Below are 17,990 nucleotides of genomic sequence, written 5' to 3' on the forward strand. Positions count from 1 at the left end.
GCATACAAGGTGGGAGCCCGTACTACGCTCATGGCATGAGTCCAGCTTCGCCGTCCGTGCCCGCTGTGGCCTTGATCCCGGACACAACGTCCACCCGCCAGTACATCGGCGCCTGGTCCGTCCTGAGCGTCCTCCAGTATTTTGTGGCGGAGTCGGCGGTGATCGGCGCGTGGGCGGGGTCGCAGCCCTACGACCGGCGGACCGGCTACATCAGCGACCTCGGCGCGGTCCACTGCGGGATCTACGCCGGCCGGGATGTCTGTTCGCCGCTGCACTGGCTGATGAACGCTTCCTTTGTGGTTCAAGGGTTGGGCATGCTCCTCGGCGCCCTTCTGTTGGCCTCGGGTCTGCTGTGTGTCGCCGCCAGGGCCAGGGCACAGGTCCTGCCGGGGCGCCGGAAGCCCTGGCTCACCGCAATCTCGGTGCGGATCCTGACGGGCACGGCGGGGGCCGGGACCATGATTGTGGGGCTGGTGCCGGAAGACGCCGGCTCGGCCCTGCACTTCGTTGGCGCTGTGGTGTATTTTCTCGCGGGCGGGGCGGCACTGCTGTTGTTGGGCATCCTGTGGCTGCGGCAGACTCCGCTGGGATGGTTCATCCTGGTGTGCGGGGTGGTGTCCCTGGCAGCCTTGGTGACGGGCGGCCTGACGGGGATGGATGTTCCGGAGCCGGGCACCCTGGAGCGGCTGATGGGGTACCCGGTCACGGTTGGCGTGGCGGCTGCGGGACTCGTCATTGCCCAGCGCGTGCACTGGCACAGGCGGGAAATCAGAGCTACTGCGGCGGTGCGGGCTTAGCTGTGGTGGCTGGCTTCTTCTTCAGGAACAGCGCAGCCGCACCGGCGAGCAGGCTCAGCACGAGCAGCACCCAGCCTGCTACGGTGAGCCCCGACGCGAGGGCCACCTGGCCGGCGTCGGCCGTTTCGGCGGCCAGCACGGCATCGATGGTGACATTTCCCCACAGCCGGACCACCACAAACAGCAGCGGGACGGCCCACAGGGCCCAGCGGAGCGACTTCCGGGCCACGTTGGTGCCGATCAGCAGGAGCCAGGTGAAGCCGAAAATGAGCGGGAACAATAGGCCGGCGGTCTTGTGGACGTAGTTGAGCTGGCCGCGGGCGTCGTCGTCCATGGCGGCGCGCAGCTCGCTGACATAGCCGGCGTCGAAGCCGCCCAGCAGCGAATCCGGCATGGCCAGTCCACCGGAGACCTGTGTCATCTGGTTCAGCACCAGGAGGTGGAGGTACCAGAACAGGAACAGGCTGGCCACCACGCCGGCGATCAGGATCAGGTTGCTGTTGCTTTGGGCTTTCTGCGGCGAACGTTTGGTGGTGGGGTTGATCACCGGCGGAAGGCTGTGCTCCGGAACAGTCGCCCTGGAGCCATGCTTCTTGATCCGCTGCGCTGGGGTTTTGGCCATGGCATCATTATCCCGCTGCATAGACTGGTTCCATGACCACTGGCCGGCACAGCGCCCTCGAACTTGATTCCGCCCTGGACGACTACCAGCTGGCATCCGCGCTGGTGCGGGAGGCCGGACAGCTGGCGCTCCTGATGCGCATGGCCGGTCTGCAGTCGCAGCAGAAAACGTCCATCTCGGATGTGGTGACAGCCGCCGACCATGCTGCCGAAGCCTATGTGCTGGAGCAGCTGCAGCGCTGCCGGCCTGAGGACGGCATCCTGGGCGAGGAAGGCGCCTCCGTGGCCGGTACCAGTGGCCGGACCTGGGTGATCGACCCCGTGGACGGCACGTACAACTTCCTGCATGGCTCCACGTACTGGTGCTCGGCCATCGCCCTGAAGGACTCCGCGGACGTGCTGCTGGGAGCCATTTTCCAGCCTGAGGAGGACAAGTTGTGGCTTGGCGGAACGTCCCGCGCTGCCACCCTCAACGGCGAGGCCCTGAACGGCTTCCGGGACGGTGGCGGTTCCCAGGACGGCGGAGCACGCAACGGCACTGCCCTCGCGGAAGTCGGGGCAGCCACCTACATCCACCCCACCTGGCTGATGGATCCGCTGTGCGCCATGCCGTGGCACGCCGCAGCCACGTCCGCCGCTGCGCTGCGGATGCTCGGCTCCGGGTCCTGCGACCTTGGCCGCGTGGCCGACGGCCAGCTGGGCTGCTGGTTCCAGCACAGCTGCCCGGAGTGGGACTGGCTCCCTGGCAAGGCCATTGTCCGCGCCGCCGGTGGCGCCACGGACACCGTGCAGGTCAACGGGCTGGAATGGTTCATGGCGGGAGGCACGGCGGCGGTGCGGGAGTTGCGCGCGGCACTCCAGTCGGGCTCGGTGACCTGAGCCCGGGAAGGCTCTTGCGCGCCGGGTTCCGCGCGGTGCCGGTACCGGGAAGGCGACGTTATCCACAGCCTGGAACTGACTGTCGGCCCCACCGCCTAGACTTGTAGGCACCATGGATATGTTGTTTGACCCGTACTCTGACGGACCGTTCAAGGCCGCCCCGCCAGCCTCCGCCCGCACCAAGTCGCGCCCGGAAGGCCTTGCCGCGGCTGCCGAATTCGGTGGCGGCGGGGGCATCCGGGATACCGCAAACCGCACGGATAACGCTGGCCGCGGCGCGGAACACGGCAGCCAGCGCACGGGCGGCTGGGCCAGCCAGCAGCCCCAGGGCGACGGCCCTGCAGACCACGGGCACCACCGGCCCAACGCCGCGGAACTGCTGGAGGGACTCAATCCGCAGCAGGAGGAAGCAGTCAAGCACGCCGGCACCGCCCTGCTGATTGTGGCCGGCGCGGGCTCCGGCAAAACCCGCGTGCTCAGTAACAGGATCGCGTACCTGATTGCCACCCATCGCGCCCATTACGGCGAGATCCTGGCCATCACCTTCACCAACAAGGCTGCCGCCGAAATGCGGGAGCGCATCGCGGCCCTGGTGGGCGGCCGGGCCAAGATCATGTGGATCTCCACGTTCCACTCCTCCTGCGTGCGCATCCTGCGCCAGGAAGCGGCCAACGTGGGCCTGAAGTCCAACTTCTCCATCTACGACTCCGCCGACTCGCTGCGGCTGGTCACGCAGGTGTCCAAGAGCCTTGACCTGGACCCCAAGAAGTTCGCGCCAAAAGCCATTCAGCACAAGATCTCCGCGCTGAAGAACGAACTCATCGATGCCGACTCATTTGCCTCCACCGCCAACTTCAACGAGCCGTTCGAAAGCGCGGTGGCCGACGTCTTCAAGGGCTACACGCAGCGCCTCCGCCAGGCCAACGCCATGGACTTCGATGACCTGATCGCCGAGACCGTCTACATGTTCCGGGCCTTCCCGGCGCTTGCGGACTCATACCGCCGGCGGTTCCGGCACGTCCTGGTGGACGAGTACCAGGACACCAACCACGCCCAGTACGCCCTGGTCCGCGAGATTGTGGGTGAGGGTCCGGGTGCATCCGAGCTCACCGTCGTGGGCGACTCGGACCAGTCCATTTACGCCTTCCGCGGCGCGGACATCCGCAACATCGTGGAATTCGAGAAGGACTACCCGGAAGCCCGCACCATCAAGCTGGAGCAGAACTACCGCTCCACGCAGAACATCCTCACCGCCGCCAACTCCGTGATCTCCCGCAACCCCAACCGCCCCGAAAAACGGCTGTGGACGGCTGAGGGCGAAGGCCACAAGATCATCGGCTACGTGGGCGAAAACGAACACGACGAAGCCCAGTTCATCGCCAAGGAGATCGACCGGCTCCAGGACGAGGACAACCTCCGCCCCGGTGACGTCGCCATCTTCTACCGCACCAACGCGCAGTCCCGCTCCATTGAGGACGTGCTGGTCCGGGTGGGCCTGCCGTACAAGGTGGTGGGCGGCACCCGTTTCTACGAACGCAAGGAAATCAAGGACGCCCTTGCGTACCTCCGGGTCCTGGTCAACCCGGACGACGACGTCAATCTGCGCCGGGTGCTCAACGAACCCAAGCGCGGCATCGGTGACCGTGCCGAGGGTGCCGTGGCAGCGCTCGCCCAGCGGGAGCGAATGTCGTTCATGGCCGCCGCCCGGCGCGCCGAGGAAGCCCCGGGCATGGCAACCCGCTCCGTCAACGCCGTCCTGGGGTTTGTAAAACTGCTCGACGACCTCGCCGAAGTCGCCGCCGGCTCCGGTGCCGCCGCTGCGCTGGAAGCAGTCCTGGAGCAGACCGGCTACCTTGCCGGTCTGCGTTCCAGCACGGATCCACAGGACGAGTCCCGCGTGGAGAACCTGGCGGAACTCGTCGCCGTCGTGCGTGAATACGAACAGGAGAACCCGGAAGGGTCCCTGGGCGCCTTCCTGGAACAGGTGTCCCTCGTGGCTGACGCGGACCAGATCCCGGACGCCCCCGGGGCGGACATCGACGCCGCCGTGGCGGAGGCCAAGCGCCTCGGAGTGGTCACTTTGATGACCCTCCACACCGCCAAAGGCCTCGAGTTCCCGGTGGTGTTCCTGACCGGCATGGAACACGGGCTGTTCCCGCACCAGCGCTCGGCCACGGACCCCAAGGAGCTCGCCGAAGAACGCCGGCTGGCCTATGTGGGCCTCACCCGCGCCCGCAAGAGGCTCTATGTCACCCGGTCCGAAGTCCGCAGCATGTGGGGCCAGAGCCAGTACAACCCGGCCAGCCAGTTCCTCGAGGAAATCCCGTCCGAGCTGGTGGAGTGGAAGCGCGAGGGCAGCAGCCGGCAGTCCGGCGGGTGGGGTAACAGCGGATCCATCGGGTCCAGCCGCTACAGCGGATCCTTCTGGGGCGCAGGCTCGTCCCGTGGGGGCGCAGCCGATTCCTCGGCCGGTTTCAACGCGGACGTTCCTGCCGCCATCGCCAAGAACCGCGTGCAGCCACAGAAGGAAATTGTGGCCGTCAGTGTGGGGGACAAGGTCAACCACACCAGCTTCGGCAACGGCACGGTGCTGGCCCTGGAAGGCGCAGGGGACAAGACCGTGGCCAAGGTGAAGTTCGACGTCGGCGAGAAGCGGCTCCTGCTCCGCTACGCGCCGCTGACGAAGCTGGACGCCTAGCTGCGCTGACTAGTCCAGCGGGGCCCCAGCCTGCCGTGCAGCAGGCGCCCGCCACGCCGCCCTTGTCGGGGGACCGCGCCTGTCATACAGTTCAGGAACGCGCAGGCAGCAATGGTACCGGGGTGGCTGGGGCGCATCCATAACGGCAGATTCGGGGCACTACCGTGAACATCCTCTTCGCCAGCCAGGCAATTGACGGCCATTTCAATCCAATGACCGGAGTGGCAATGCGGCTCAAGGAGCGCGGCCATGACGTCCGCTGGTATACCGGCCCGGTGTTCGCGGCCAAGCTCCAGAGCTTCGGCATACCGCTCTTCCCCTTCCGCCGCGCCATCGAGCACCGCGCGGACGACCTCAATGAGCTCTATCCGGAACGTGCCCGGCTCAAAGGTCCCAGGGCGATCGGATTCGACGGCGAGAAAATCTTCGCCAGCAACGTGACCAACTTTTTTGAAGACATCCGCGAACTGGACCAGGACTTTCCGGTCGATGTTGTGGTTGCAGACAGTTCCATGTTCATTCATCGGCTTGCCTCCCATGTGATGGGCAAGCCCGTAGTGAGTTTTGTGGCGATCCCGAACATGGAAAGCGACCAGCAGGTGCCACCGCTCTTCTTCGGGTTCCGGCCGCCCCGCAACCCCGCGGAAAAAGCGCTCCAGGGCCTGGCCGGGCTGCTGTCGGACAAAGTCATCCTTCGCCCCGCCAGCCAAAGCTACCGCAGGCAGCACGCCACCTACGGGCAGCCTGTTCCGGGCGGGGGCCGGCTGACGGACGAGCCCTACCGGTGCTCGGACGCCACGATCCAGACCGGTACGGAGCCCCTGGATTTCCCGCGTCGGCGGGTCAATCCGAAGGTGCACTACGTCGGTGCACTGCTGCCACACCGTGGGCCTGACCAGCAGGCTGCCGGTGGCGGCGATGGCGGCGAGTTTCCACGCTCCTATCCTTCAACACTCGTCATCACCCAGGGAACAGTGGACAACGTTGACCAGAACAAGCTCATCGTTCCTGCCCTTGAGGCGGTCAAGGACCTGGATGCGCTGGTCATCGTGGCCACCGGCGGACGCGGCACCGAGGCGTTGAAAGCCCGCTACCCGCAGCCCAATGTGGTGGTGCGGGATTACGTGGATTTTGCAAAGGTTTTTGATTTCACAGATGTCTTCATCACCAACGGCGGCTTCGGTGGCGTGCAGCTGAGCCTGTCCAAGGGTGTTCCCCTAGTGGTGGCGGGCATCAACGAGGGCAAAAGCGATGTCAACGCCCGTGTGGAGCACGCCGGCGTCGGCATCAACCTCAGGTCGGAATCACCCAAGCCGGCCAACATTGCCAAGGCCGTCGGCAAAGTCCTGGCGGACCCTGGCTGGAAAAGCCGCGCCGGCAGGATGCAGGAGCAGTTCAACGGCGCGGATCCCGCCGCGGCTGCTGCCGCCGTCGTGGAGGCCGTGGTCAGGCGTACGCCGGGCTGAGGCCGCTGCCGGGGCATAATGGAGGCCATGCGACGGACTGTATTGGGGATCCTGGCCGCCCTCTTTGTGGTGACGGCCACGGCGTGCACCATCACCACCGAGGACCCCGGCTACGTGGCCCCACCGCCGTTGCCGCCGTTGGAACAGCTCGAACAGGCGGCCCTGGTGGATGCGGCAGAGTTCCGGGCCGGCCAGGACGTCCTGTCCTTCATCACCGAAGACCGGAACATTGTGTGTTCGTTGACGTCGGCCAAGGGGGAGCACCTCAACCTCCCGTATGAGCTGAACGGTTTTACCGACAGCGCCAACGACAAACTGGCCACCGTCCCCGTGGCGCACTGCCAGCTGGCGGCCTACCCCAAACCTGCCGCCGTTGACATCAAGGACGATTGCGCCGGTACCGGCCTGGGCTACCTGGGTGGAACGGCGCTGCTCACACCGGACAAAGCCACGTACGGGGAATGCCGGTCAGGTGTCACACAAATAGAGGCCACGTACGGGCCCAAGGGGGGCAAGAGCGGCCCGCTCAGTGAATTGCCCGTCCTGGCCGACGGGGCCAACCTGGAACGGAACGGCCTTCGCTGCTCCGCATACAACCGTGGAGTGGCGTGCGGAAACGTTTCTGCCGGTGTGGCCTTCTTCGTCGCCAGGGATCATTACGAAGCTATTTCCAAGGCAGCCGAAACTGCCGCCCCGGCCCCGTCTAAGGCCCCAAAAACCCCGTAATCTAGGGCTTTTTCTACGCTCCATAGAATAGTGTGCTTACTCACATAAGAGGTACTGTGGAACGGGCCGGTCCTCAGAGAGGACTAGAGTTCCGAGTGGAGCATCGCACGCTGTGGCTCGTTTCCGGACAGGTCGCAGGTGCTTGCAATCCGCAGCCCGGTCATCGTCTCCGATGGTGCCCGACTGTACAGAAACTACTTCGACGTAGAAGGACACTAAACCGTGGACCTGTTTGAATACCAGGCGCGCGATATGTTCGAGGCGCACGGTGTACCCGTGCTTGCCGGCATCGTGGCGTACACCCCAGAAGAAGCAAAAGCAGCAGCCGACAAAATCGGCGGCGTGACTGTTGTTAAAGCACAGGTCAAGGTTGGCGGTCGCGGCAAGGCCGGCGGCGTCAAGGTAGCCAAGACCGCTGATGAGGCACTTGAGCACTCCACCAACATCCTGGGCATGGACATCAAGGGCCACACCGTCAACAAGGTGATGATTGCCCAGGGTGCCGACATTGCCGAGGAGTACTACTTCTCCGTGCTGCTGGACCGGGCCAACCGCAACTACCTGGCCATGTGCTCGGTTGAAGGCGGCATGGAAATCGAACAGCTCGCCGTCGAACGCCCGGATGCGCTGGCCAAGATCGCCATCGATCCTGCCGTTGGCATCGACCAGGCCAAGGCTGACGAAATCGTTGCAGCCGCAGGCTTCGCTGAGGAACTGCGCGGCAAGGTCGCCGCCGTGATCCTCAAGCTGTGGGACGTCTTCAAGAAGGAAGACGCCACCCTCGTGGAGGTCAACCCGCTGGTCAAGACCGGCGCGGGAGACATCGTGGCATTGGACGGCAAGGTCACGCTGGACGAGAACGCCGAGTTCCGCCACGCCAAGCACGCCCTCCTTGAGGACAAGGACGCTGCAGATCCGCTCGAGGCCAAGGCCAAGGCGCAGGACCTGAACTACGTCAAGCTGGACGGTCAGGTGGGCATCATCGGTAACGGTGCCGGCCTGGTCATGTCCACCCTGGACGTTGTTGCCTACGCCGGTGAAAACCACGGCAACGTCAAGCCCGCCAACTTCCTGGACATCGGCGGTGGAGCGTCCGCCGAGGTCATGGCTGCAGGCCTCGACGTCATCCTGGGCGACGAGCAGGTCAAGTCCGTGTTCGTGAACGTCTTCGGTGGCATCACCGCATGTGACGCCGTGGCCAAGGGCATCGTCGGTGCGCTGGCAGAACTGGGCCACAACGCGAACAAGCCGCTGGTAGTCCGCCTCGACGGCAACAACGTTGAGGAAGGCCGCCGCATCCTGGCCGAGGCCAACCACCCGCTGGTTACCCTGGCCGCCACCATGGACGAGGGCGCCGACAAGGCCGCCGAGCTCGCCAACGCAGCTAAGTAAAGGGACGCACCATGTCTATCTATCTGAACAAGGACTCCAAGGTCATCGTCCAGGGCATCACCGGCGGCGAAGGCACCAAGCACACCGCCCTGATGCTGAAGGCCGGCACCAACATTGTGGGCGGCGTCAACGCCCGCAAGGCCGGCACCACGGTCCTGCACGGCGAGACGGAAATCAACGTCTTTGGCACCGTCAAGGAAGCCATCGCTGAAACCGGCGCCGACGTCTCCATCGTCTTCGTACCGCCGGCATTCACCAAGAACGCCGTTGTGGAAGCAATCGAAGCCGGCATCGGCCTGGTAGTTGTCATCACCGAAGGCGTTCCGGTCCAGGACTCCGCCGAGTTCTGGGCACTGGCCCAGTCCAAGGTTGACGCCAACGGCAAGCAGGTCACCCGCATCATCGGACCGAACTGCCCCGGCATCATCACCCCGGGCGAGGCCCTGGTTGGCATCACGCCGAACAACATCACGGGTAAGGGCCCCATCGGACTGGTTTCCAAGTCCGGTACCCTGACCTACCAGATGATGTACGAACTGCGCGACCTTGGCTTCTCCACCGCCATCGGCATCGGCGGCGACCCCGTCATCGGCACCACGCACATCGACGCCCTGGCTGCATTCGAAGCTGACCCTGAGACCAAGGCGATCGTGATGATCGGCGAAATTGGTGGCGACGCTGAAGAGCGCGCTGCCGAGTTCATCAAGGCCAACGTCACCAAGCCGGTTGTTGGCTACGTTGCCGGCTTCACCGCTCCCGAAGGCAAGACCATGGGCCACGCCGGCGCCATCGTCTCCGGTTCCGCCGGAACCGCCCAGGCCAAGAAGGAAGCCCTCGAGGCTGCAGGCGTCAAGGTCGGCAAGACGCCGTCCGAGACCGCCACGCTGCTGCGCGAAGTTTACGCAGCACTCTAAGCACCACAGCACCACAACGCGGGGTCACTCCCTGCCCCTTCCAGAGGTTGGATCGGGCACGGAGTGACCCCGCGTTGCTGTTTAAGTACGACGGCGCCCGTTCCCTTCCCCCGGAAGGTGGCGGGCGCCGTCGTCGTTAAGTCCGTCCGGCCACCCTCAGCGCGAGGGTGGCCGGACGTCATTGCTAAACCATTTCTTTGTTTGTTAGTATGTCAGGACAAACTATTTCAAGGAGAAGCGCAATGCCGCTGGTTCGAATCGATGTCAACGCAGGCCGAAGTCCCGAGGAGCTTGGCAGCCTCAGCCGCCGGATCCACGATGCCATCCTGGCTGAGTATGGCATTCCCGAGCGGGACTACTTCCACATCGTCACCGAACACGCGCCGGGCCAGATTTTCGCCCAGGACGCCGGACTGGGTTTTGAGCGGTCTTCGGACGTTGTGATGATCCAGATATTCACGCAGGGCGGCCGTAGCCAGGAAGCCAAGCAGTCCCTCTTTGCCGCCATTGCCACGCAACTCGCGGAGGTTGGCATCGCCGGTGAGGACGTGTTCCTTGGATATGTGGAAAACAGCGCCAGCGACTGGTCGTTTGGCTTCGGCCGCGCCCAGTATGTCACGGGTGAGCTGGCAGTTCCGCGCAAATAAGGGGGTCTGCCAGTGTCCATCCTGGGGCTGCCGGGAGCACTCATTCAGAAGACTACGTTTCGTTGTAATTATGTCAGTACAAACCTTTGACAGGACATGAATTGTGGTGCAGAGTAGTGGTTGTGGCCCCGCTCACGTGCGGTCCGGCCAGGCACCGGAGCTCCGTCCCGCAAGAGTTCACAACAGAAAGGTCCGCGATTACCGTGACCCACGAACTGCTCACGATCGGGCGCATCAGCGTTGATATCTACCCGAACGACATCGGGGTGGACCTGGAGGACGTGCAGTCCTTCGGCAAGTACCTCGGAGGCTCACCCTCGAACGTAGCCGTGGCGGCTGCCCGGCACGGCCGCCGGACCGGCGTGATCACCCGCACCGGCGATGACGCCTTCGGCACCTACCTGCACCGCGAGCTGCATAAGTTCGGCGTGGACGATTCGTTCGTCACCCCGGTGAAGGAATGGCCCACCGCTGTGACGTTCTGTGCGATCAAGCCGGCTACGGACGAGTTCCCGCTGTACTTCTACGGCCGGTTCCCCACCGCGCCGGACCTCCAGATCAAACCCGAAGAGCTTGACCTGGACGCCATCCGGAACGCACGGATCTTCTGGTCCACCGTGACCGGTTTGTGCCAGGAGCCCAGCCGGGAAGCACACCTCAAGGCCCACGAGGCCCGGGACCGCGACCAGCTCATGATCGGCCAGTTCACGGTCCTGGACCTGGACTACCGGCCCATGTTCTGGGCTTCCGAGGAGGAAGCCCGGGAACAGATCGCCAAGATTCTGCCGCACGTCACAGTGGCCATCGGCAACGACAAGGAATGCGCGGTCGCCGTGGGCGAGGGGACCCCCGACGAGCAGGCCGACCGGCTGCTGGCCGCCGGCGTGGAGATCGCCGTGGTCAAGCTTGGCCCCGAAGGTGTCATGGCCAAGACCCGTACGGAACGCGTGGTCTCGGCACCGGTGAAGGTGGAGACCGTCAATGGCCTGGGCGCCGGCGATTCCTTCGGAGGCGCTTTCTGCCATGGCCTGCTGTCCGGCTGGCCGCTGGCTGAGGTGCTGGATTTCGCCAACGCCGCAGGCGCTATTGTGGCCTCGCGCCTGTCCTGTGCTGATGCGATGCCGACGCCGGAGGAAGTCACCTCGCTGCTGGCCGAACGCGGCCGCCTGGTGCCCGCGTTCGCCGGTGCCGCCGCAGCCACATCCCATGAAGCAGTTTCCGAAGGAGCAGCGTCTTGAGCCTCAACGACGATCCCCGCCGCTATGAGCACCTCAGTGCCCTGCGGCTCGAAGACCCCAGCGCCGTTGCCCGGGCCGCCGCCTCGCGCCGCCGCCATCCCGGCCTGAAGTACGGCGTACAGAACTTTATTGTCGCCGCCGACCACCCGGCCCGTGGCGCCCTCGCGGTCGGCAACGATGCTGTGGCCATGGCTGACCGGCGTGGTTTGCTGGACCGGCTCCAGATCGCACTGGCGAACCCCGCCGTGGACGGCGTCTTGGCGTCGCCGGACGTGCTGGATGACCTGCTTCTCCTCGGCGCGCTGGAGGGAAAGCTCGTCTTCGGCTCCATGAACCGCGGCGGACTGTCCGGGCTGGTGAATGAGATCGATGACCGCTTCACCGGCCACACGGCCGCAGCGCTGGCGGCCCTTGGAGCCGACGGCGGAAAGATGCTCACGCGCATCTGCCTGGGTGACCCGGATACGGTGGCCATGCTGGAAGCGACGGCCAAGGCTATCGATTCGCTGGCTGAGCGCCAGCTGATCGCCATGGTGGAACCCTTCCTGTCCTCGTGGCAGAACGGCAGGGTCCGCAATGACCTCAGCACGGATGCCGTGATCAAGTCGGTGGCGATCGCCGAGGGCCTGGGTTCCACCAGCGCGTACACGTGGATGAAGCTTCCTGTGGTGGCTGAGATGGAGCGCGTCATGGCAGCAACCACCATGCCCACCGTTCTGCTGGGCGGGGACCCGGAAGGCACCCAGGACGAGGTGTTCGCCAGCTGGCAGGCAGCCCTCGCGCTGCCAGGTGTGCAGGGTCTCACGGTGGGGCGGACACTGTTGTATCCGGCCGACGGCGACGTGGCCGGAGCAGTCGCGACCGCCGCGTCCCTGCTCAAGACACCTGTGCTGCAGTCATCAGCGAAAGTATCGGAGTAATTATCGTGGGAACAGCAACCCGCCGAATGACGGTGGCCCAGGCCGTCGTCGAATACCTGTCCAGGCAGTACACCGTGGACTCCATCAACGGTGCGGAGTTCCGGGAGCGCCTGATCCCGGGCACGTTCGGGATTTTTGGGCACGGCAACGTGGCCGGTGTGGGCCAGGCGTTGAAGCAGTACCAGCAGCTGGACCCGAGCATCATGCCGTACTACCAGGGCCGGAACGAGCAGGCCCAGGCCCACCAGGCCGTCGGCTATGCCCGGCATACCCGCCGCCGCCAGACCTTTGCGATCAGCACCTCGATCGGCCCGGGATCCTCGAACCTGCTCACCGGTGCCGCTTTGGCCACCACCAACCGCCTGCCGGTGCTGCTGCTGCCCAGTGACACGTTTGCCACCCGCGCCGCGGACCCGGTGCTGCAGCAGCTTGAACAGCCCTACGCCTATGACATCACCGTCAACGATGCGTTCCGGCCGCTGTCCAAGTTCTTCGACCGGGTCACGCGGCCCGAGCAGCTGTTCTCGGCGTTCCACCACGGCCTGCGGGTCCTGACGGATCCGGCCGAGACCGGTGCCGTGACCATCTCGCTGCCGCAGGACGTCCAGGCCGAGGCGTTCGATGTCCCCGAGGAGTTCCTGGCCGAACGCGAATGGCGGATCCGCCGCCCCGACGCCGACGACGAGGACATCGCCCGCGCCGCCGAGGCCATCCGTGCCGCGAAGCGACCACTGATCATCGCCGGCGGCGGTGTCCTGTACGCCTACGCCAACGATGAACTGGCCAAGTTTGTGGAGCTGACCGGGATCCCGGTGGGCAACACGCAGGCCGGCGTCGGCGTCCTGCCCTGGGACCACCAGTTCTCCCTCGGCGCGATCGGCTCCACGGGAACGACGGCGGCGAACGCCATTGCTGCGGAGGCGGACCTGATCATCGGCATCGGCACCCGTTACGAGGACTTCACCACGGCGTCCCGCACGGCGTTCCAGAACCCGGACGTCAGGTTCATCAACATCAACGTCGCCGCCATCGACGCGTACAAGCACGGCACCACACTGCCGATCGTGGCCGACGCCCGCAAGGCCCTGGTCAAGCTCAACGCAGCGCTCGGCGGCTACCGCGTCGGCGCAGACCTGGAACAGCAGATCGCGGCCGAGAAGAAGCGCTGGGACGCCACCGTCGATGAAGCCTTCGACACCCGCTTCACCCCGTTGCCGGCCCAGAACGAGATCATCGGCGCGACGTCCCGGGCCATGAACGCGGCCGATGTTGTGATCTGTGCAGCCGGGTCCCTGCCCGGTGACCTGCACAAGATGTGGCGCGTCCGGGACCCGTTCGGCTACCACGTGGAATACGCGTACTCCTGCATGGGCTACGAAATCCCCGGCGGGCTCGGCGTCAAACGCGCCGCGCTGGCCGAAGCCGCACGCGGCGGCGAACAGCGCGACGTCGTGGTCATGGTGGGGGACGGCTCCTACCTGATGATGCACACCGAACTGGTCACCGCCGTCGCCGAACGCATCAAGCTGATTGTGGTCCTCATCCAGAACCACGGCTACGCCTCCATCGGCTCCCTCTCCGAATCCCTCGGCTCGCAGCGGTTCGGCACCCAGTACCGGGCGCTGAACGAGGAGCAGCACAGCTTCGACGAAGGCGACACCCTCCCGGTGGACCTGGCCCTGAATGCCGAGTCCCTCGGCGTGAAGGTGGTCAGGATCGAACCCGGGGAGAAAGTCATCGCCGAACTCGAACAGGCTATCCGGGACGCCAAAGCCGCACCTGAACGCGGCGGGCCCATCCTGATCCACGTCGAATCCGATCCGCTGCTGGACGCACCGTCCTCCGAGTCCTGGTGGGACGTGCCCGTCTCCCAGATCTCCGACCTCGACTCGACCCAGCAGGCCTTCAAGACCTACACCGACCACAAGAACCGCCAGCGCAAGCTGCTCGGATAACCTCCCGCACTCCTATAACCTCCCGCACTTTACCGACCAAGGAAGTCCGCACATGTCGACGACGACCACACTGACCACCATCAGCCACTTCATCAACGGCGCCGAAACCGCCGGCGAGGGCGACCGCACCCAGCCGGTCTACAACCCCGCCACCGGCGCGGTCTCGGCCCAGCTGCGCCTGGCCAACCGGGCGGACCTGGACAACACCGTCGCAGCCGCCCGCAAAGCCGCCGACACCTGGGGCGATATCTCCCTGGCCAAGCGCACCAATGTGCTGTTCAAGTTCCGCGAACTCGTCGCCGCCCACGTGGATGACCTCGCCGAACTGATCACCGCCGAACACGGCAAGGTCCTCTCCGACGCCAAGGGCGAGATCGGCCGCGGCCTTGAGGTCATCGAGTTCGCCTGCGGCATCCCCACCCTGCTCAAGGGCGACTACTCGGACCAGGTCTCCACCGGGATCGATGTGTTCTCCTTCCGCGAGCCGCTCGGCGTCGTGGCCGGCATCACCCCGTTCAACTTCCCGGTCATGGTGCCGCTGTGGATGGCCCCGATGGCGATCGCCACCGGCAACGCCTTCATCCTCAAGCCCTCCGAACGCGACCCCTCCGCCTCGATGCTGCTGGCCAAACTGTGGAAGCAGGCCGGCCTGCCCGACGGCGTGTTCCAGGTCCTGCACGGCGACAAGGAAACCGTTGACGGGCTTCTGACCCACCCGGACGTGGACGGCATCTCCTTCGTCGGCTCCACCCCGATCGCCCAGTACGTCCACGAGACCGCCACCAAGCACGGCAAGCGGGTCCAGGCTTTGGGCGGGGCGAAAAACCACGCCATCGTGATGCCCGACGCGGACCTGGACAACGCCGCCGACCACCTCGCCGCCGCCGCGTTCGGTTCCGCGGGCGAACGCTGCATGGCCATCTCCGTCGCGGTCGCCGTCGGTGACGCCGCGGACCTGATCGTCAAGAAGGTCGAAGAACGCGCCCTCGCCGTGAAGGTCAACAACGGCACCGCCCCCGGCGCCGAAATGGGCCCCGTGATCACCCCGGCCTCCAAGGAACGCATCGTCCGGATCGTCACCGAAGCCGAAACCGCAGGAGCGGCGATGGTGGTGGACGGCCGCGACCTCGTGGTCCCCGGCCACGAGGACGGCTTCTGGGTCGGCCCCACCGTCATCGACCACGTGAAGGCCGAAATGACCGCCTACACCGAGGAAATCTTCGGACCCGTCCTCGTCGTCGTCCGCGTTGACACCCTGGAAGACGGCATCAACCTGATCAACTCCAACCCGTACGGCAACGGCACCGCCATCTTCACGTCCTCCGGCGCGAACGCCCGCACGTTCCAGCGCTCCGTGACCGTGGGCATGATCGGCATTAACGTGCCCCTGCCCGTCCCGGTGGCCTACCACTCCTTCGGCGGCTGGAAAGCTTCCCTCTTCGGCGACAAGCACATCTACGGCCCCGAAGGCGTCTCCTTCTACACCCGCGGCAAGGTAGTCACCTCACGCTGGCCCGAACCCACCCACGCCTCCGGCGCCTCCTACAACTTCCCCTCCAACTAATCCCCACCGCCTCCCTAGCCTCGCAAGCTCGGCCAGGGAACCCTGGCGGCGTGGGCCCACCCACTACTACGATCGATAGCTCCGCAACCGCCGTTTTGAGCGTCCCAAAGGGCCACTGCGGAGCAATCGATGAGAAGGAACAGTCATGACAGACGTCGAGAACAAGCTCATCATCGGCACCGCCCCCGACTCCTGGGGTGTCTGGTTCCCGGACGACCCCCAGCAGACGCCGTGGGAGCGCTTCCTGGATGAGGTTGCAGAGTCCGGCTACAAGTGGATCGAACTGGGTCCCTACGGCTACCTGCCCAACGACCCCACCCGCCTGGCCGAGGAGCTCAAGGCGCGCGACCTGAAGGTCACTGCAGGAACGGTCTTCACCGCGTTCCACCGTGGCGCCAAGCAGTACGACGAGGCCTGGGAGCCGGCCCGCAAGGTGGCCGAACTGACGGCAGCCATGGGTGGCGAACACATCGTGGTCATCCCGGCCATGTGGCGTGATGATGTCACCGGCGAAGCGGTGGAAAGCGGCGAGCTCACCGAGGCGGCATGGGCTGACCTGTTCGCGGGCCACAACCGCATGGGCAAGGTTTTGCTGGAGGACTTCGGCCTGAAGCAGCAGTTCCACTCGCACGCCGATTCGCACGTCGGTGCCCAGCAGGACATCGAAACCCTGCTGGCCGCGACGGACCCGAAGTACCTGAACCTCTGCCTGGACACCGGCCACGCAGAATACTGCGGGGCATCCAGCCTTGAGCTGATCAAGAACTACCCGGACCGCATCGGGTACCTGCACCTGAAGCAGATCAACCCGGAGGTCCTCAAGAAGGTCAACGAGGAAAACATGACCTGGGCCGCGGCCAACCTGGCCGGGGTTATGACCGAGCCGCCCAACGGCTTGCCGGACCTGCGCGCCGTCATCGAGGCTGTTGAGGCCCTCAACCGTCCGATCTTCGGCATCGTGGAACAGGACATGTACCCCGTCGCCTTCGACGTGCCGATGCCCATCGCCAAGCGCACCCGCAACTACCTGCTCTCCTGCGGATCCCGCACACGGGTCCAGTAACTCAACCGAACCTCACGAAGGACAGAAAAGTGACCAAGACTCTCCGCGTAGCCATCATCGGCGCAGGCCGCATGGGTGCTGACCACATCAAGCGCCTCAGCACGCGCATCCACGGCGCTGAAGTAGCCGCCGTCGTCGACGTCGACCTCGCCCGTGCACAGGCCGCCATCGAGGGAATCGACGGCGCCGTGGCCCTGGCGAGTGCCGAGGAAGCCCTCAACAACGGTGACGTCAACGCCGTACTGATCGCCACCCCGGGGTTCCTGCACGAGGAAATCCTGTACCAGGCCCTCGAGAAGGATTTCCCCATCCTCTGCGAAAAGCCGCTCACGCCGGATGCGGAGAGCGCCTGGAAGGTGGTCCAGGCCGAGGTCACTGCGGGCCGCAAGCGCATCCAGGTCGGTTTCATGCGGCGCTTCGACGCGGAGTACGCGGCGCTGGGTTCGGTTATCCGCAACAGCGAACTGGGGGAGCTGCTGATGCTGCACCACCAGCACCGCAACCCGAGCACTCCCGAGGGCTTCACCAACGAGATGCTCATCAACGACTCCGTGGTCCACGAGTTCGACGCGATCCGCTACTTCACCGGTGAGGAAATCACCTCCGTCCAGGTCCGCCTCGGCAAAGCCACGCGCAATGCCCCCAACGGCCAGCACGATCCCCAGCACGTCCTGCTGGAGACAGAATCGGGTGTCCTCGCCGACGTCGAGATCTACGTCAACGCCAAGTTCGGCTACCAGGTGGCCACGCAGGCGTCCTTCGAGGACGGCATCGTGAGCATCGGCGGGGACAGCGGCCCGTACATCCAGTCCGCCGGCAAGTGGGGCGGGAACGTCACCCCCGGCTTCGAGGACCGGTTTGGTGCGGCGTACGACGTCGAGGTGCAGGCCTGGGTGGACGCTGCCCTTCGCGGCGAAATCGGCGGCCCCACTGCCTGGGATGGCTACGCCACCGCAGCCTGCTGCGAAGCCGGCGTCGAGGCCCAGAAGTCGGGCGAGAAGGTCAAGGTCCAGCTCAACACCAAGCCCGCGCTGTACACCTAAGACCCAACCCTTCTCGTAGTTTTTGTCCAGATAATGCGGCGTTGAGGCCCTTTTCGGCGCATTATCT

General features: G+C 65.3%; 15 protein-coding genes. 14 read left to right on the forward strand and 1 reads right to left on the reverse strand.

Annotated elements, in window-relative coordinates; translation table 11 throughout:
- The first annotated feature begins 35 nt into the window (after window positions 1-35).
- Window positions 36-797 carry a DUF998 domain-containing protein gene (locus J2808_RS20215; protein WP_309820227.1) on the forward strand — a complete coding sequence of 254 codons (762 nt, stop codon included), beginning with the start codon at window positions 36-38 and terminating at the stop codon, window positions 795-797.
- Here the strand turns inward: J2808_RS20215 and J2808_RS20220 are convergent.
- A complete protein-coding gene (locus J2808_RS20220; RefSeq protein WP_309820229.1) occupies window positions 775-1,419 on the reverse strand; it encodes a hypothetical protein in 645 nt (214 codons plus the stop codon). The two genes, J2808_RS20215 and J2808_RS20220, sit on opposite strands and share 23 nt — an antisense overlap.
- Before the next feature lie 32 nt (window positions 1,420-1,451).
- Between J2808_RS20220 and J2808_RS20225 the strand changes: the two genes are divergently transcribed.
- The 13 genes from J2808_RS20225 (at window position 1,452) to J2808_RS20285 (ending at window position 17,923) form a co-directional block, all read left to right on the forward strand.
- The gene (locus tag J2808_RS20225; RefSeq protein WP_309820231.1) at window positions 1,452-2,297 is read left to right on the forward strand and encodes an inositol monophosphatase family protein; all 846 of its coding nucleotides are present in this window, start codon (window positions 1,452-1,454) and stop codon (window positions 2,295-2,297) included.
- Window positions 2,298-2,415: 118 nt separating this feature from the next.
- On the forward strand, window positions 2,416-4,995 hold the full coding sequence (gene pcrA, locus J2808_RS20230) for a DNA helicase PcrA (RefSeq protein WP_397428097.1): 2,580 nt from the start codon (window positions 2,416-2,418) through the stop codon (window positions 4,993-4,995).
- A gap of 164 nt (window positions 4,996-5,159) precedes the next feature.
- Complete coding sequence (locus tag J2808_RS20235; RefSeq protein ID WP_309820235.1) at window positions 5,160-6,461, forward strand: glycosyltransferase; 1,302 nt, start codon at window positions 5,160-5,162, stop codon at window positions 6,459-6,461.
- A gap of 18 nt (window positions 6,462-6,479) precedes the next feature.
- On the forward strand, window positions 6,480-7,187 hold the full coding sequence (locus tag J2808_RS20240) for a hypothetical protein (RefSeq protein ID WP_309820236.1): 708 nt from the start codon (window positions 6,480-6,482) through the stop codon (window positions 7,185-7,187).
- A 222-nt stretch (window positions 7,188-7,409) separates the two neighbouring features.
- A complete protein-coding gene (sucC, locus tag J2808_RS20245) occupies window positions 7,410-8,579 on the forward strand; it encodes an ADP-forming succinate--CoA ligase subunit beta (protein WP_191080909.1) in 1,170 nt (389 codons plus the stop codon).
- Between the two features lie 11 nt (window positions 8,580-8,590).
- Window positions 8,591-9,493, forward strand: a complete 903-nt coding sequence (gene sucD, locus J2808_RS20250) for a succinate--CoA ligase subunit alpha (protein ID WP_309820240.1) — start codon at window positions 8,591-8,593, stop codon at window positions 9,491-9,493.
- 242 nt (window positions 9,494-9,735) lie between these two features.
- Window positions 9,736-10,140 (forward strand): tautomerase family protein, encoded by a 405-nt coding sequence (locus tag J2808_RS20255; protein ID WP_309820242.1) that lies wholly within the window; start codon window positions 9,736-9,738, stop codon window positions 10,138-10,140.
- 203 nt (window positions 10,141-10,343) lie between these two features.
- The gene (gene iolC, locus J2808_RS20260) at window positions 10,344-11,378 is read left to right on the forward strand and encodes a 5-dehydro-2-deoxygluconokinase (protein ID WP_309820245.1); all 1,035 of its coding nucleotides are present in this window, start codon (window positions 10,344-10,346) and stop codon (window positions 11,376-11,378) included.
- Window positions 11,375-12,298 (forward strand): Cgl0159 family (beta/alpha)8-fold protein, encoded by a 924-nt coding sequence (locus J2808_RS20265; protein WP_309820246.1) that lies wholly within the window; start codon window positions 11,375-11,377, stop codon window positions 12,296-12,298. Before iolC ends, J2808_RS20265 begins: the two co-directional genes overlap by 4 nt.
- A 26-nt stretch (window positions 12,299-12,324) precedes the next feature.
- On the forward strand, window positions 12,325-14,253 hold the full coding sequence (gene iolD, locus J2808_RS20270; protein ID WP_309820312.1) for a 3D-(3,5/4)-trihydroxycyclohexane-1,2-dione acylhydrolase (decyclizing): 1,929 nt from the start codon (window positions 12,325-12,327) through the stop codon (window positions 14,251-14,253).
- A gap of 52 nt (window positions 14,254-14,305) precedes the next feature.
- Entirely contained in the window at window positions 14,306-15,817 is a 1,512-nt protein-coding gene (locus tag J2808_RS20275; RefSeq protein ID WP_309820248.1) for a CoA-acylating methylmalonate-semialdehyde dehydrogenase, read from the forward strand.
- A gap of 145 nt (window positions 15,818-15,962) precedes the next feature.
- The gene (locus tag J2808_RS20280; RefSeq protein ID WP_309820250.1) at window positions 15,963-16,880 is read left to right on the forward strand and encodes a sugar phosphate isomerase/epimerase family protein; all 918 of its coding nucleotides are present in this window, start codon (window positions 15,963-15,965) and stop codon (window positions 16,878-16,880) included.
- A 29-nt stretch (window positions 16,881-16,909) separates the two neighbouring features.
- On the forward strand, window positions 16,910-17,923 hold the full coding sequence (locus J2808_RS20285; protein WP_309820252.1) for a Gfo/Idh/MocA family protein: 1,014 nt from the start codon (window positions 16,910-16,912) through the stop codon (window positions 17,921-17,923).
- Window positions 17,924-17,990 lie beyond the last annotated feature (67 nt).

Source organism: Pseudarthrobacter sulfonivorans (genome assembly GCF_031454915.1).
GTDB lineage: Bacteria > Actinomycetota > Actinomycetes > Actinomycetales > Micrococcaceae > Arthrobacter > Arthrobacter sulfonivorans_C.